This window comes from Streptomyces niger (assembly GCF_000718305.1).
In the GTDB taxonomy this organism is placed as follows: domain Bacteria; phylum Actinomycetota; class Actinomycetes; order Streptomycetales; family Streptomycetaceae; genus Streptomyces; species Streptomyces niger.
Genome location: NZ_JOFQ01000103.1, coordinates 1 through 220, shown reverse-complemented (window position 1 = coordinate 220; position 220 = coordinate 1). Strand labels below are relative to the sequence as shown.

At 75.5% G+C, this 220-nt stretch carries 1 protein-coding gene; it reads left to right on the top strand.

The genetic code is table 11. The annotated features are described in order from the left end of the window. On the top strand, positions 1–220 hold a 220-nt coding region (locus IF20_RS37070), incomplete at both ends, for a transketolase-like TK C-terminal-containing protein (RefSeq protein ID WP_407702613.1).

The window sequence follows — 220 nt, the reverse complement described above, 5'->3', positions numbered from 1 at the left end:
GACCAAGGAGTTCGGCAAGGGCGCCCCGCACGGTCTGGCGCTGACCCGCCAGGGCGTGCCGACCTACGAGCCCAACGCCGAGGGCGTGGCCAAGGGCGGGTACGTCCTGTTCGACGCCGAGGCGGCCGACGGGCAGAGCGCAGCGCCGCAGGCCGTGCTGATCGCCACCGGCTCCGAGGTGCACCTCGCGGTCGAGGCGCGCGAGCAGCTGCAGGCCGCC